This is a genomic window from Mumia sp. Pv4-285, from assembly GCF_041320275.1.
Classification (GTDB): Bacteria; Actinomycetota; Actinomycetes; order Propionibacteriales; family Nocardioidaceae; genus Mumia; species Mumia qirimensis.
On sequence record NZ_CP162023.1, the window covers coordinates 3,309,834 to 3,323,914 of the forward strand.

The 14,081-nt window shown below is 68.8% G+C and carries 13 protein-coding genes; 2 read left to right on the forward strand and 11 right to left on the reverse strand.

Features of this window, described 5'->3' with window-relative positions; genetic code table 11:
• Nucleotides 1–4 precede the first annotated feature (4 nt).
• From AB3M34_RS15940 to AB3M34_RS15975, 8 genes are all read right to left on the reverse strand, one after another.
• Complete coding sequence (locus AB3M34_RS15940) at nt 5–1,342, reverse strand: ABC transporter substrate-binding protein (RefSeq protein WP_370615367.1); 1,338 nt, start codon at nt 1,340–1,342, stop codon at nt 5–7.
• A gap of 61 nt (nt 1,343–1,403) precedes the next feature.
• Complete coding sequence (locus tag AB3M34_RS15945) at nt 1,404–2,390, reverse strand: dihydrodipicolinate synthase family protein (RefSeq protein ID WP_370615368.1); 987 nt, start codon at nt 2,388–2,390, stop codon at nt 1,404–1,406.
• A gap of 127 nt (nt 2,391–2,517) precedes the next feature.
• Complete coding sequence (locus AB3M34_RS15950) at nt 2,518–3,249, reverse strand: amidohydrolase family protein (protein ID WP_370615370.1); 732 nt, start codon at nt 3,247–3,249, stop codon at nt 2,518–2,520.
• Complete coding sequence (locus AB3M34_RS15955; protein ID WP_370615372.1) at nt 3,246–4,127, reverse strand: amidohydrolase family protein; 882 nt, start codon at nt 4,125–4,127, stop codon at nt 3,246–3,248. The genes AB3M34_RS15950 and AB3M34_RS15955 overlap by 4 nt, the downstream gene beginning before the upstream one ends.
• The gene (locus AB3M34_RS15960; RefSeq protein ID WP_370615373.1) at nt 4,124–5,194 is read right to left on the reverse strand and encodes a mandelate racemase/muconate lactonizing enzyme family protein; all 1,071 of its coding nucleotides are present in this window, start codon (nt 5,192–5,194) and stop codon (nt 4,124–4,126) included. The genes AB3M34_RS15955 and AB3M34_RS15960 overlap by 4 nt, the downstream gene beginning before the upstream one ends.
• A gap of 32 nt (nt 5,195–5,226) precedes the next feature.
• Nucleotides 5,227–5,988, reverse strand: coding sequence for an amidohydrolase family protein (locus tag AB3M34_RS15965; RefSeq protein WP_370615374.1), 762 nt, complete (start codon nt 5,986–5,988; stop codon nt 5,227–5,229).
• Entirely contained in the window at nt 5,985–6,722 is a 738-nt protein-coding gene (locus AB3M34_RS15970) for a creatininase family protein (protein ID WP_370615375.1), read from the reverse strand. Before AB3M34_RS15970 ends, AB3M34_RS15965 begins: the two co-directional genes overlap by 4 nt.
• Before the next feature lie 49 nt (nt 6,723–6,771).
• Nucleotides 6,772–7,593: an IclR family transcriptional regulator gene (locus AB3M34_RS15975; protein WP_370615377.1), complete on the reverse strand. Its 822-nt coding sequence runs from the start codon at nt 7,591–7,593 to the stop codon at nt 6,772–6,774.
• Between the two features lie 133 nt (nt 7,594–7,726).
• Between AB3M34_RS15975 and AB3M34_RS15980 the strand changes: the two genes are divergently transcribed.
• Both AB3M34_RS15980 and AB3M34_RS15985 read left to right on the forward strand, forming a co-directional pair.
• The gene (locus tag AB3M34_RS15980) at nt 7,727–8,371 is read left to right on the forward strand and encodes a bifunctional 4-hydroxy-2-oxoglutarate aldolase/2-dehydro-3-deoxy-phosphogluconate aldolase (protein ID WP_370615379.1); all 645 of its coding nucleotides are present in this window, start codon (nt 7,727–7,729) and stop codon (nt 8,369–8,371) included.
• The gene (locus AB3M34_RS15985; RefSeq protein WP_370615381.1) at nt 8,364–9,305 is read left to right on the forward strand and encodes a sugar kinase; all 942 of its coding nucleotides are present in this window, start codon (nt 8,364–8,366) and stop codon (nt 9,303–9,305) included. The genes AB3M34_RS15980 and AB3M34_RS15985 overlap by 8 nt, the downstream gene beginning before the upstream one ends.
• Nucleotides 9,306–9,342: 37 nt before the next feature.
• On the opposite strand, the gene AB3M34_RS15990 is transcribed toward AB3M34_RS15985, so the two are convergent.
• The 3 genes from AB3M34_RS15990 to AB3M34_RS16000 are packed head-to-tail and all read right to left on the reverse strand — an operon-like array spanning nt 9,343 to nt 14,065.
• Nucleotides 9,343–9,753 carry a RidA family protein gene (locus AB3M34_RS15990; protein WP_370615382.1) on the reverse strand — a complete coding sequence of 137 codons (411 nt, stop codon included), beginning with the start codon at nt 9,751–9,753 and terminating at the stop codon, nt 9,343–9,345.
• Nucleotides 9,754–9,758: 5 nt separating this feature from the next.
• Nucleotides 9,759–11,606, reverse strand: coding sequence for an FG-GAP repeat domain-containing protein (locus AB3M34_RS15995; RefSeq protein WP_370615384.1), 1,848 nt, complete (start codon nt 11,604–11,606; stop codon nt 9,759–9,761).
• Nucleotides 11,606–14,065, reverse strand: coding sequence for a hypothetical protein (locus tag AB3M34_RS16000; protein ID WP_370615386.1), 2,460 nt, complete (start codon nt 14,063–14,065; stop codon nt 11,606–11,608). The genes AB3M34_RS15995 and AB3M34_RS16000 overlap by 1 nt, the downstream gene beginning before the upstream one ends.
• Between the last annotated feature and the right edge of the window lie 16 nt (nt 14,066–14,081).

Below are 14,081 nucleotides of genomic sequence, written 5' to 3' on the forward strand. Positions count from 1 at the left end.
GAGGTCAGTTCCCGTAGACCCGTTTCAGGCCCTCGTCGAGCGCGGCGAGGGTCTCCTCGGCGTCCTGCTTGCCGAACATCAGCTTCGTGATCTCCGGATAGACGACCTCGTTCGCCTTCGACTGAAGGAGGCCGAAGTAGGCGGGGAAGAGCTGGTCCGCGCTACCGACGACGTCGGCGATGCCAGGCAGACCGGGCGGACTGGGGACGTCCTTGACGGCCGAGACCTCTCCGATCTCCTCGGCGCGCGCGGTCTGGGTCTCGACGCTCGTGACACGACGGACCCATTCGAGCGCGAGCGGGATGTTCTCGCTCTCCGCATTGACCGACATGAGCTGCGCGGCGGCCATCATCCCTGCCTGGTCTCCGGTGCCGCCGTCGACCGTCGGGAAGGCGACGACGCCGAGCTCGAAGTCTGCTGGGATGACGTCCTTCATCTCGCTCACGAGCCAGCTGCCCATGAGGATCATCCCGGCCTTCCCCTGGAAGAACTGGGCCTGAGCGGCGGTGAAGTCCGTCCCCTCGAATCCCTCGAGGAACGCGCCCTTGTCCCTCAGCTCCTCCATCTTCTCGAGGCCATCGAGGAAGCCGGGGTCGTCGGTGATGCTGCCCTTGCCCTCGATCAGCACTTCATGCGCCTTCTCGTAACCGACCGTGCGCATCCACAGGTTGTCGGTCCACATCCCCATGTAGGGCTCGAAGAGTCCCGTCACTGCGATCGGGTCGACGCCGGCCGAGGTGAGCTTGTCGGCAGCCGCCGTCAGGTCGTCCCACGTGGCCGGCGGAGCGATGCCGTTGTCCTTGAAGAGCTTCGCGTTGTAGAAGAGCACCTGCAGCGAGAGCTCGGACGGGACGCCGTAGACCTCCTTGCTCTCCGGGTGCTCCATGAACTGACGCACGGCGGGCGTGAAGGAGTCGAGCCACGGCGCGCCTGTGGTCTCGTCCTCCTGCTCCAGGTACGGCTTGAGGTCGAGGAGCTTGCCGTCGTCGGCCCATGCGAGCAACGCGTCGTTGGTGCCGTCGAACATCGTGTAGTCGACGTCGAGGCCGTCACCCGACCGCCACCGCTGCTCCAGCGCCGGGCGCGCCTCCGTGTTGGCGAACGTGAGCTTCACGTCCGTACCGGAGATGTCCTTCGCCATCGTGGCGGCGACGTCGTCCAAGAAGGCCAACGACGGTGTGCCCGTTGCCGGGAGGACGCCGACCTCGATCGGCCCTCCCTCGATCTCGCTCTGCCAGCTCGACGCCTCAGGCGCGTCGGGCTGGTCATCTCCCCCGGAACCACATGCCGCCAGCGCCGTCATCGAGACGGCGACCGTCCCGGCGACCAACAACTTCCGCAAAGCAAACACTGCAGGTCATCCCCTTCATCGTTCGGTGGTTGTGCCAGTAGTTGGGCTGTCGTCAATGCCGCGGGGACAGATCTGGCAGCAGGTCCGAGAACTCCTCGAGGAAGACCTCGATCCGACGCAGCTCTTCTGCGTCGAGCTGATGGGCCGGTCCGCGGCAGAAGTCGCTGGCGAACAGACCGCGACGGTACGAGATGCGCTTCTCGGCGGCGATGATGAGCTCGGTGTCGAGCATCCAGTACGAGATGTACGGGAGCAGGCGCCGGTGCAGGTCCTCCCCCGCCGCGACGTCGCCCGACTCGAGCAGGCTCCAGATCCGTACGTAGATCTCGGTGAACGAGCACCCGGGCTGAGTCCCGACGGCTCCGCGACGCCACGCGTCCGGAAGCTGCACGCCGGCGTATCCCTCGATCGAGGCGAGCGGAGGATCGAGCGCCGCCAGCTCTCCGATGAGACGCCCCGGCGGGCTCGACTCGACCTTGACGAGCCGGAGGTTGGGGTGAGCTGCGGCGAGGCCGGCGATGATGCCGGCATCGAGGCTCGTGCCGGTCTCCGACGGCGCGTACTGCAGCACCACCGGGGTGGGTGCGACGGCCTCGAGAACGGCGACCACGTGCTCGACGATCGCTCGCCGCGACGGCGTGAGGAGGTAGGGGGGAAGCAGGTTGATGAGGTCGGCGCCTGCGTCGACGGCCTGTCGCGCACGCTTCGCCGCGAGCACGGTGGCGTGGTCCTGGACGGCGACGATGGCCGCGACGTCCTTGCGGGGGCCGGTGCGCCCGAGAAGGATCTCCAGGAGGCGGCTGCGCTCTCCCTCGGTCAGCTTGTAGAACTCCGACGCGAACCCGGGAAACATCATGCTGCTCACGCCGGTGCTGATCACGTGGTCGACGACTCGAGCGAACCCGATCTCGTCGATCTCGCCCTCCTCCGTGAACGGGACCTCCAAAACCGGCGAGACGCCTGTGACGAGGGCAGCGGCGTCGCCGCTGACACCCTCCTGCACTTCGGTCGATGTCTTGGGTCCTGCGTCGATCGTCATCAGCTGTCTGCGCCCATCTCGAGTGAAGTTTCGTTATTTCGAAAACATTTTCGCGTAGTCAGATACTAGAACGCCCCGTCGGCGGTCCACAAGGGGTTCGAGGGGATTGCCGCGGACGGGCCGCGCCTCAGCCGAGGAGCCTTGCCACGACGTTGCCGAGCACCTCGGCACGCTCTGCCGCGCTGATCGGCCACTCCGTGACCCGCCTCAGCTCGGCCTCGGGGACGGTGTAGGGAGCATCCGTCGAGAAGACCAGACGCGACGCACCGATGCCGCTGTCCTCGGCAAGGGCCGACAGGACCGTGTCCCAGGGGGCGTAGCAGGTGTCGCCGTAGAGGTTCGGGGCGTAGCGCAGGGCGGGCGCCGCGTCGATCCAGAAGTCGGTCGCACCACTACGTCCCATCACGAACGGGACTTCGGGGAAGCGCCGCGCAAGGCTGGCGAGCGGTAGCGGGAGTGCGTTCGGCGGCGTCCCTGTCCGGACGTAGACGAACCAGCCTTCGTCCCCAGCGAGCTCGATGAGCGGGTCGAGGAGCCCATCGAGCAGGTCGAAGCCTTGAAGGACGCTGTCGACGCACAGCGCTCGCGCACCGGCGTCTCGAGCGCGTCGCAGCTCGTCGACCGCTGCCGCCCCTCGCCACGGATTGGCGACCGCATACGGGATCAGCCGCCCCTCGGACGCCCGGGCTGCCGCGACGACCCGCTCGTTGCCCTCGCGGTTGTCGACGGCGATGCACCGCTCGTCCGGTGCGACCAGTGCCCGGTCGATCCCGAGGCGATCCATGGAGGAGAGGAGGTCGTCGCGTTCGAGCACGACTTCTCGACCGCGACCGAGCCGGACGTGCGCGTCGATGATCATGCCGGCGCGCCGACGCTCAGTCCGAGCGCGGACAGCGCGTCGGCGTGGATGATTCCCTCGATGAGCTCGCCCGGAACCCTCGGCAACGCCGTCCCCTCGAGGATCGAGTTCACGGCACGTAGACCGGCGATCGCTTCTCCGGTGTTGGCGATGGGGAAGTCGGATCCGAGCAGCAGCTTGTGCGTGCATCCCCACTCGACGGCCGCGAGCAGCGACTCGTAGCAGACCCACGGGCGCAGGTAGATCGACGACACGTCGGCGTACACGTGCGGGTGCTTCCGGATCGTCACGACCGTCTCCTTGCCCCACGGGTGCCCCATGTGGGCCATCACGATCCTCAGCTCGGGAAACCGCAGCGCGACCTCGTCGGTCACCAACGGATACGTGTAGCGCAGCGGCGCGGCGCGGATCGGCGAAGCACCCTGGTGGAAGACGATCGGGAGGGCGTTCCGCTCGCAGTAGCCGTAGAAGGCGAGCGCCTCGTCGCCGAGCGGGTCGAAGTTCTGATAGTTCGGCCCCAGCTTGACGCCCACGAGACCGAGCTCGCGGCACCGCTCGGCCTCGTCGAACGCGTCGGGCTCCGTCGGATCCACCGACATGAACCCGATCCGCCGGGAAGGATCGTGTGCGACGAACTCTGCCGTGGCGTCGTTCGTCCGCTCGGGGGGATGCGGGATGCCGGTCGCGGCCGCCGGGTCGGGCACGGCGATGTTGAAGACGATCGTGACGTCAGCGGCATCCATCGCGGTGTCGAAGTCCGCCCAGGAGTTCGTCGTGACCACGGGGCGATCCGTACGCCAGGTCGTGAACACCTGGCGTTCGGCGTCCGGCACGGCATCCCGGTGCGTGGGTGTGTGGGCGTGGACGTCGACGATCATCGGAGCTCCTCGATCAGGTCAGGTCGTGGGCGGACACCGAGGCCGGGGCCGGCGCCCAGCCGGACCGTGCGGCCGTCGGTGTCGAGCGGGGCGGCGAGCACGTCCTCGCGGTAGTAGAAGGCGCCGATGACGTCTGACGGGATGCTCGACGACAACCGTGGGAGAGCGCACGCGACGTGCAGCTGCGCCGCAGCCCCGAGACCGAACTCACCGTTCGAGCCGATCACCACGTCGAGACCGAACTCGGCCGCGACACTCCCCATCGCGAACGCACGTCCCGGCCCTCCGCTCTTGCCGACGTAGAGGCTCACGCAGTCCGCGGCATCAGCGCGGACCAACCGCGTGAGGTCCGCCATCCCGAAGACCGCTTCGTCGGCGATCACCGGGAGACCGTACCTGCGGGCGGCGGCGAGGCCTTCGAGGTCGTCGGGGTCGACGGGCTGCTCGATGAAAGCCGCGCCGGCCGAGGCGATCAGCGGGATCGCGCGCGCAGCATCCGTCCGGCTCCATCCGCCGTTCGCATCAGCTCCCACGAACACGTCGGGGCCGACCACGTCTCGTACGTGCCGCACGCGCTCGACGTCACCGTCGACCCCCAGACCCACCTTCACCTTGAAGGCGTCGAAACCGAGTCGTCGCGCTGCGGCGACCATCGGGGGGAGAGCGTCTCCGTCTCCCGACAGCGAGAGCTTGATGTCGACGACGTCGCGCCGGGGACCCCCGAGCGCGACCGCGAGCGGGACGTCGAGCGTCCGCGCGTAGGCGTCCCAGAGCGCTGTGGAGACGCCGGCCTTCGTGAAGGGATTCCGCGCGAGCACGCGGTCCATCACGTCCTCGAGATCGGCCACAGGGGCGATCGGACGTCCGATGATCGCCGGCGCCAGCAGGGTGCGTACGAAGTGCTCGGCGGTGGTGCCGTCCTCACCGCTCCACAACGGCGTCGCGCTCACCTCGCCAAAACCCTCGACCCCGTCGCTCGTCACGATCCGGACCAGGAGGAAGTCGGACCTGGCATGCACGCCGCGCGCACCGCGCACGACGAGGTCGGGGTTCACTTCGAGCGTCATCGGTGCCGTGTGGACGGCGGCGACGGTCGCTCTCATCGCGGACCGGCGAGGAGCGCGCGAGGGTTGTCGACGAGCATCGCGTGGCGTTGCGCGGGCGTGATGCCCCACCCGTCGATCTCTTGGACCCGAGCGACCGCGTAGTCCTGGCTGGTGCGGTCGGAGAGACCGGCGTCGGTGCCGAAGAGCACCTTGTGCGGTGGTGCTGCAGCAAGGATGGCGCGTGCCGCGTACGGCGGGGTGCCGCAGATGCAGAGGTAGAGGTTCTCCGTCTCCACCACCGCCGCGAGCGCCTCACGCCACGTGTCGTGCAGACCTCCGTGCCCGAGGACGACCTGGAGCGTCGGATGACGGCGCGCGAGCGCGGCGATCTGGGTGGCAGTCGAGTACGGCGGGGTGCCGTCGTGGCTGAGCAGGATGCCGCCCGCCCCCGCGAGCACCTCGCAGACCGGGTCGAGGCCGGCCTCGTGCATGCTGAACCCCTGCAACCAAGGATGGAGCTTGAGCCCGCGGAGACCGAGCGGCCCCATCATCCGCTCCACCTCCGCTGCAGCACCATCGAGTCGGGGATGGACGGTGCCGAAACCGAGCAGCCGGTCGGGATGCTCACCGACGAACGCCGCAAGATCGTCGTTCGTCGTCGGCGAGGGGTCGAACAGGCCGTCATGGCTGAGGACGACGGCTTGTTCGATCCCCGCCCCGTCCATGAATGCGACGAAGTCGTCGACCCCGAAGGCGACCCCTCCCAGCCAGCTGGTGGTACGCCAGGACGGCGTGTGGGTGTGGAAGTCGATCACAGCGCCTCGGCCAGCTCGATGAAACGGTCGGCCGCTCGCGCCACGAGGTGGTCGAGCCGACTCCGTCCGGCCACCGCCTCCGCCTTGGCAGGCTCGTCGGTGTAGCCGTCGATCGCCTGCCACAGCGCGGGCGTGTGGACGCCCACGTCCTCGACCGCCAGGACCGCAGGACTCGTCGACCGCGCCTCCGGGACGGTTGTCGTCTCAGGGTGGAGCGCCAGCATCAAGGACGTCTCGAACTCGCCCGCGTGCCCTGGGGCGAAGACGTCGTCCTCCCGAGGAGCCAGCCGCCAGTAGTCGAGGTGGGCCACGGCGAGTCCGAGGGACGATGCGGCGTCGGCGGCTGCCGCCTGGCAGATACCGACGTTCCCACCGTGGCCGTTGACCACGACCACGCGTCGACCGCCCTGTGCCGCGACCGATCCGAACACGTCGCCGAGGAGGGCGAGGAGCGTCGCCGGCTTCAGCGAGAGCGTCCCGCCGAACGGCAGATGGTGGCCCGAGACTCCGTAGCCGATCGTCGGCGCGACGAGGAGAGTGCGGCTCGACCGCTGGGCCGCGGCCTGCGAGCCCTGCCAGGCGACCGCTTCCGCCAGGAAGGCGTCCGTGCCCGTGGCCAGATGAGGTCCGTGCTGCTCGGTCGCCCCGACGGGGACGACGACCAGCGCGTCCGGCAACCAGCGTCCGAGGGCCTCGCGACCAGACTGCGACCAGAGTGCGGCGACTGAACCCACACCGACCTCCATGCTCGAAATACCGGAAATGATTTCCGATACGCGAACATTACGAGACCGGAACCGCCCTTGGCAACGATTCGGCGGGACATCCAAGGCGCCGTGAGACCTCGGTCGTCAGACCGACCAGCCCCGTGGCGGCGTCCCGCATGCGATCCGGTGTGAGGTCACGCGCGAAGCCCGTCACACCCAACGCCCCGGCGACGTGGCCGTCGATCCCGAAGAACGGGGCGGCCACGCATGAGATCTCGGCCTGCTCCTCTTCCTCCTCCATCGCATAGCCGTGCTGGCGCACGTCCTCGAGGAGCGAGAGGAAGGCCTTGCGCCCGCCCTTCGGCGCATTGGGGCCGCGGCCCGGCGTCAGCCTCGACAACAGCGGCTCGAGCTCGTCGGGGTCGAGGTACGCGGCGATGGCGCGGCCCAGGGCCGTGAGGTTGAAGGGAGCAATCTTGCCGGAGTAGGTGTCGAACTGGACGAATCCTGGCGTCGCGGCCTTGGCGACGTACACCACCGAGTGTCCGTCGAGAACCCCCATGTGCACGGGCATGCCGAGCTTGTCGGCGAGCATCCTCATCTCACTCGTCGCCACCCTCGAGAGGTCCGCGTCGCGGACCAGCTGGCTCGCGAGCCCGTACAGCCGCAGCGTCGGGCGCCAGAAGTGGCTGCGCCCGACCACGCGCCGCGTGGCGTACCCGCGCTGCTCGAGCGTGTAGACGATGCTCGCGCAGGTCGCCAGCGGGATGTTGGTCACCTTGGCGAGGGCCGTGAGCGTGAGCTCCTCCTCGGCCTCGACCAGGTGCTCGAGAACCGTGAGAGCCCGGTCAACCCCAGGGGACGCCGGCCGATCTCCCGCCTTGCTGCGATCATCCATGGGTCAACCTTTGCCTCTCGTCGCCGTTGCCGGTGCATCGTTGCAGTGGGCAGAATGGTGAAACGTCGCCGCCCGGGCCTAGACTATTCTATATCTCGAATGTGTCTTCACAATGCCGAAGAAAGGTCTGCGTGTGGCGAGTCTCCCGGTCTCGGGCCCAAGCATCACCGGTGTCGTAGCAATCGTCCGCCTTCGCGGCACGGCTGCCCCCGACGCTCTCGTCGACGCGCTCGTCGACGGCGGTGTCACCTTCCTCGAGGTCACCGCAACGACACCCGGCGCATGCGCCACGATCGAGCGCTGGCGCCGACGACGACCCGAGGCCAGGGTCGGCATGGGGACCGTCCGGACGCCCGACGACGCGCGCGCTGCGATCTCGGCGGGTGCCCACTTCCTCGTGACGCCGACGACCGTCCCCGGCGTCCTCGCCGTCGCCGGCGAGCACGGTGTCCCCGTGGCCTGCGGCGCGCTCACCCCCACAGAGATCGACCAGGCGTGGCGTCTCGGCGCCGACGTCGTCAAGGTCTTCCCGGTCGCGAGCGTCGGTGGCCCGGACTACCTCCGCGCCGTGCGCGACCCTCTCCCGGAGGTCCCGCTCCTGCCCACAGGCGGTGTCGACCGCGGCAACATCCGGGCCTACGCGTCGGCGGGAGCAGTCGGCGTCGGTGTCGGAAGCTCTCTCGTCAGTGAACACGCGGTCGTCGGGGAGCACTGGGACGACCTCCGGGCACGCGCGCGGTCGTTCGTCGACGCCTGGAAGGAGACCGCTGATGCCTGAGGTGCTGACGCTCGGTGAAGCGATGGGCTGCCTCCGCAGCGCCGGACGGGTGAACCTCGGGGACGCGGTGAGTCTGGGCGTCGCAGGTGCCGAGAGCAACGTCGCGATCGGGCTGGCTCGCCTGGGGCACGCGTGCCGGTGGGTCGGAGCCGTCGGGCCCGACCAGATCGGGGAGCTCGTCGTTCGTACGCTCACGGCGGAGGGCGTCGACGTCTCGTGCGTCCGCCGCAGGCCCGAACCGACCGGCATCGTCGTCTTCGAGGAACGACTCGGCGGCCTGACGCGGGTCGACTACCACCGGCGCCACTCGGCCGGGAGCATGGTCTCTGTCGAGGACGTGACCGCTGCGTTCGCCGACGATGCTCCGCAGATCGTCCACCTCACGGGGCTCACGATGGCTCTCAGCCCCGCAGCGGCGGACGCGGTCCGCGCCGCCGCACGTCAGGCCCGCGACCACGGCGCCCTGGTGTCTCTCGACGTCAACCACCGCAGTCGTCTGTGGTCGGCCGAGGATGCTCGATCGGCGTTGGCGACCCTGGCAGGCTTGGCCGACGTCGTCATCGCGTCCGAGGACGAGCTGCCGCTCGTCGCGACCGCAGAGTCGCTCGCCGACCAGGCCGCGCAACTGCTCGAGCACGGCGCGCGCACCGTCGTGGTGAAGCACGGCGCGGAGGGCGCAACCTCGTACTCGACCGACGGAGTCATGCACTCCCCCGCTCGTCGGGTGAGCGTCGTCGACACCGTCGGCGCGGGAGACGCGTTCGTGGCCGGCTACCTGTCGGGCGTGCTCGACGGGCTGTCCGAGACTGCCCGTCTCCTTCGCGCCAACACCGTCGGCGCCTTCGCGGTGGGCTCCCGCGGCGACTGGGAAGGGCTTCCTACCAGGGAGGAGCTCCCCCTGCTCGACGTGGCGCCCGGCGAGGCCGTGCGGTGATGCCGCCCGCGTGAGCGAGCGGCATCACCGAGGTCGGTCACACTGCGGGCGGCCCGCAGCCCTTCACCGCCATCACGTCGATCTCCACCAGGATCCCGCCGAGCTCCGATCCCGCCGTCGTCCGCACGGGCAGGGGCTCGGTGAAGAACTCGCGGTACGCCGCGTCGAACGCGTCCCAGTCACGCTCGACGTCCGCCAGGTGTGCGGTGACCTTCACCGTGTCCTGCAGGTCCGCACCGGAAGCGGCGAGGGCGGCGGCGACGTTGCGCAGCGTCTGACGCGTCTGCTCTGCCACGTCGTCACCTCCGACGAGCTCGCGCGTCACCGGATCGACCGGCCCGAAGCCGGCGGTGACGACGAGATCGCCGACCACCACCGCCTGCGAGTACCAGCCTCGGGGCGCAGGGGCCTGCGCCGTGCTGACGCTCTCCTTCTTGTGCCGGCTCATGGCCGTCACATCCCGAACGAGATCGCGGACTCGAAACCGTTTCCGCCGAAGCGGCGCGGCGCCGTCCAGGGGTTGCTGGCGGTCGCGCCGTTGCCTGGATGGATCCAGACCGACCCCGAGGAGTCACGTACGACGAGGTCAGGGTGGCCCGTCCCGTCGACGTGGGCGACGTCGAGCGACGTCACACCGGACCAGTCGCCGTCGATGGTGATCGGGTCTCCGGTCGCGGTCGGGAAGACCCACAGCGAGCCGTCGTTCTCGAGATCGACCAGGTCGGCATACCCGTCGTCGTCGAAGTCGTGGAGCGCGAGCTGCGAGGCCTGCTGCCAGTTGCTGCCGACCCACACTCGCGGGTCCCAGGGGAAGCTCGTCGTCGAGCCGTTGCCCGGGTAGGCGTAGAGGTCACCGCCCGGCTGCCGTCCGACGAGGTCCGACTTGCCGTCGCCTGTCACGTCACCCGCGAGGATCATGTCGAAGATGTTCCATCCGGTGCCGGCGAAGTACCGGCTCGGCCACGGGTTCCCGGTCGCCGCACCGTTGTGGAGATAGATCCACAGCGTGCCGTTGGCCGCCGCGCGGTCGAGGACGAGGAGATCCTGACGGCCGTCGCCGTTCACGTCGTCGACGAGGATCCGAGAGGCGAATCCCCACTCGGTGCCGGCGGCGCGCAAGGTGGTCCAAGGGTTGCCCGACGTCGACCCGTTGTTCGGAAGGACGAACAAGCTCTGTCCGGTCCCGAGGCGTGCTGCCAGCTCGGGCCGCCCGTCACCGTCGACGTCGCCCACGAGGATCCCGGTCGCATAGGTGAACCCGCTGCCTGCCGGGAAGCTGGTCGACGGCGACCACATGCTGCCCGGTGTGGTGCCGAGGCTGGGGTGGACCCGGAGCGTCCCCGACTCCGTGCGCGCGATGATGTCCGGCCTGCCGTCCGCGGTGACGTCGGCGAGCTCGAGCCGGTCACCCAGTCCGAAGCCGGTCACGCCGGTGACGATCGACGTCCAGAAGTTCGACGTCGTCGCTCCGTTGTGCGGATACACGAGGATGTTGCCGCTGCCGTCGCGCGCGACGATGTCGGGGTTGCCGTCACCCGTCGCGTCGCCGAGCATCAGGGCGTTCGCGAGGTTCCAGCCGGTGCCCGACCAGATCGGCGACTGCGTCCACGGGTTCGACGTCGTCGAGCCGTTGCCGCGGTAGACCCAAAGCGTCCCGCCCGAGTTGGATGGATCGCGGACGAGAAGGTCGGCAGACCCGTCGCCGGTGACGTCTCCGACCCGGATCGTGTCGGCCAGGTTCCATCCCGTCCCCGCGTGGACCCGTGTGGTCCACGGATCGGCTGGGTCGCCGTTGTTGGGATAGATCCACAGGGTCCCCCCGTCGGCACCAGGGTCGCGGACGATCAGGTCGTCCTTCGCATCTCCCGTGACGTCGGCGAGGACCGCGAGGTCGGCGAACTCCCATCGTGTGGCCGTCGTCCGGTAGGTCTCCTCCCACGGGTTGGACGTCGTCGACCCGGTGGTGTCGTAGATGCGGATCGCCCCGGCGTCGGCGGCGGACATCTGCGCGACGAGGTCGGCGCGGCCATCACCGGTGACATCCGGAGGAAGGGCGCTCGCCGCGAGCGAGCGCGCGGTGTTCTCGCCGGCCGCTGCCGACGGCGTACGCGGTGCCTTCTTGTTCGTCCCTCGCTCGAGGAGACGATCGGCGTTCCACGTCGGCTCGGCCTTCTTGTGGTGGCGGACCTTGTCGCGTCCGTCGCGTGGCGTGGCGCTCGCCTCGGCGGCGTGCGTGCCCGAGAGCCCGACGACTAGCGCGGTCGCGAGCACGCCGGTGCGCGTGAGTGACTTCTGGGACATCAGAGGACGATCCTCTCCTGTGCGCGGTACTTGCGGCCGTTGACCTTGATCCACTTCACGCCCGAGCCGGGGACGCCGTGCAGGACGACCTTGCGGGGCGGGTGGTGCCACCGCCCCTTCCAGCGGACGTCGAGAGTCCGCCCGTCCTGCGAGAGCTCGAACGCGAGGTCGACCTGGCCGTACGTGGTCGGGACGTTGAGGAACTCGGTCTTCTGCTCGGACGAGAGCCACTCGTTCGGACACATCCGCATCAGGTGCAGATCCTGAGGTGAGATCGAGTCGTCGATCACGGAGTGCAGGACCGACCACACGACGATCGGATGGCTGAAGAGGTTGCCGTAGATCGCGTGCCGGTGCTCGCTGGAGATGTAGGTGTCCTGCGACAGTCCACCGACCAGCAGTCCGTACATCCCTTCCAGGTAGCGGTCGCGGTCACCGAGCTCCCAGTTGTGGAACATGTTCCAGCTGTAGCAAGGCTCGCTCGACGACTGCTCGTGGTCGAGGACCGCCCGATAGAGCGCCGAGTGGTGCACGGGGTCGAACAGCTTCGTGTTGGGACCGACCCGGAAGAACTCGACGAACGACCTCATCAACGGGTCGGAGGCCGGCATCAGGCCCGCCCACACCGACATCAACGCTCCGGTGTCGAGCATCGTGAAGTCGTCCCACACGCCTTCGCCCGCGAACTGCGGCGGGAACACCGGCCACTCCTTGCCGTCCTCGTCGGTCCACTTCTTCGAGCGGTCTGCGAGTGCGTGGATGGCCTCGACGAAGGTCTGCTTGAAGCCGTCGGCGAACGCGGCGAACTCGGCTGCCCTCGGATGCTGCTCCCGCTCCAGCAGCGTGATCGCGGAGCGCAGGCCCTTGTACGTGAAGCACTGGGCGATGAAGCCCTGCGTCTCCACCCCCTCGTCGGTCGAGTGACCCGGCGGCATGATGCCCTTCACGCCGTCGTGGTTCGTCCTCGCGCAGGCGTCGACGATGTAGTCGCACGCCTTCACGATCGGCTCGACCCACCGGTCGATGAACTCCCGTCGGTCGGTGACAAGGGCGTGGGTGCTCAAGATCTCGAGGATCGCGCCGTGATCGCTCATCCAGTCGATCGACTGCAGGGTCTTCGGAGTCGAGAGGTAGCCGGGGTACGACCCCTCGGGGAACACCGAGCTGGGCGGTTTGCGCGTCCCCTGCGTGACCATGTAGATCTCCGCATGCTTCTCGACCACGTCGTGGTAGCCGAGCCGGTCGAGGAACATGTGGCTGACCATCGACGTCGGCGTGCTCCAGAGCACGTCGTACGCGTACGAACCGGAGAGGAACGAGTAGAGCCCGGTGTCCGGACTCTTCTCGGCGACGATCTCCGCGAGCTGGGGGCCTCGCCGCAGCACCTGGTTGACGTAGTTCTCGGGCGTGCGGACAGTCGCCACCGTGGCCTCACGCTGCTGCCAGTACGCCTCGCACTCGGCGAGCACCGCATCGCGCCCGGGAGCGATCTCGGCCTTCACGTCGGCGAGCGGCTGCGGGAGCATCGGGATCTGGAGGTCGACGTGGGCGCCGACCTTCACCGGCAGTCCGAGCCGCAGGTCGTACACGCCGTCCCGCCCGGAGTTCTCCTCCATGGCGATGGTGCCCTTCTCGGCGGTGGTCACCATGAGGCGTACGTTGTCGTCCTTGTCGGTGATCGGGACGGTGATCGCCTTGCCGGCGGGGTTCCATACCCGCTGCATCGTCAGGCCACCAGCGATCGGCGCCTCGTCCGGCACGACGGTCAGCGGGACGCCGTTCTCCTGCTCGTACGGGCCGCGGGGCTTCATGTACGCCTTGCTCAGCCACAGCTGGAACGTGAAGTCCTTCGGCGCCTTCACCGGATCGACGTACACGACCTCGAATCGGACCCAGGCATAGATCGGTTCGACCGCGGTCTCCACGTCACCCCCGCCCGGGATGTGGCCGAAGACGGTCTGCCGGATGATCAGGCCCTCCTGGCGGCGGTACTCCGTCCACAGGACCGGCGCGTCGCGGTCTTCCTCCCAGCCCTGCTTGCGGAACCCGAGGTCGTCGTCCCACACCTCGTGCACCGACGTCGGGAAGCTCGGGAAGCCGCCCCCACGCTGCGGCATGACGACCGTGAGCTGGAAGTTCTTGCCGAAGTACGGCTGAGTGTTGGGCTTTGCCGCGATCACCCAGCTCGGGTCGCAGATGAGCGCGCCGTTGTAGATCGAGTTGAAGCGGAACAGGTGCCCCTTCCACCCGATCGGCGTCCACACGTTGCGCTGCGGGAGCCACCAGTGCTTGGCGTTCTCGACGTTCGGCTCGGGGCTGCCGGGGCCGAGCGCGGTCGAGACGAAGGTGTCGGCCGCCGCCTCGGGCACGAGCGCTTTCGGAGCGGCGACGACGAGTGCACCTCCTGCCGCCACCCCGCCGCTGAGTTGGAGAATCCGTCTTCTGGATACGTCGGTCATGCCAGCCTCCCTGGAT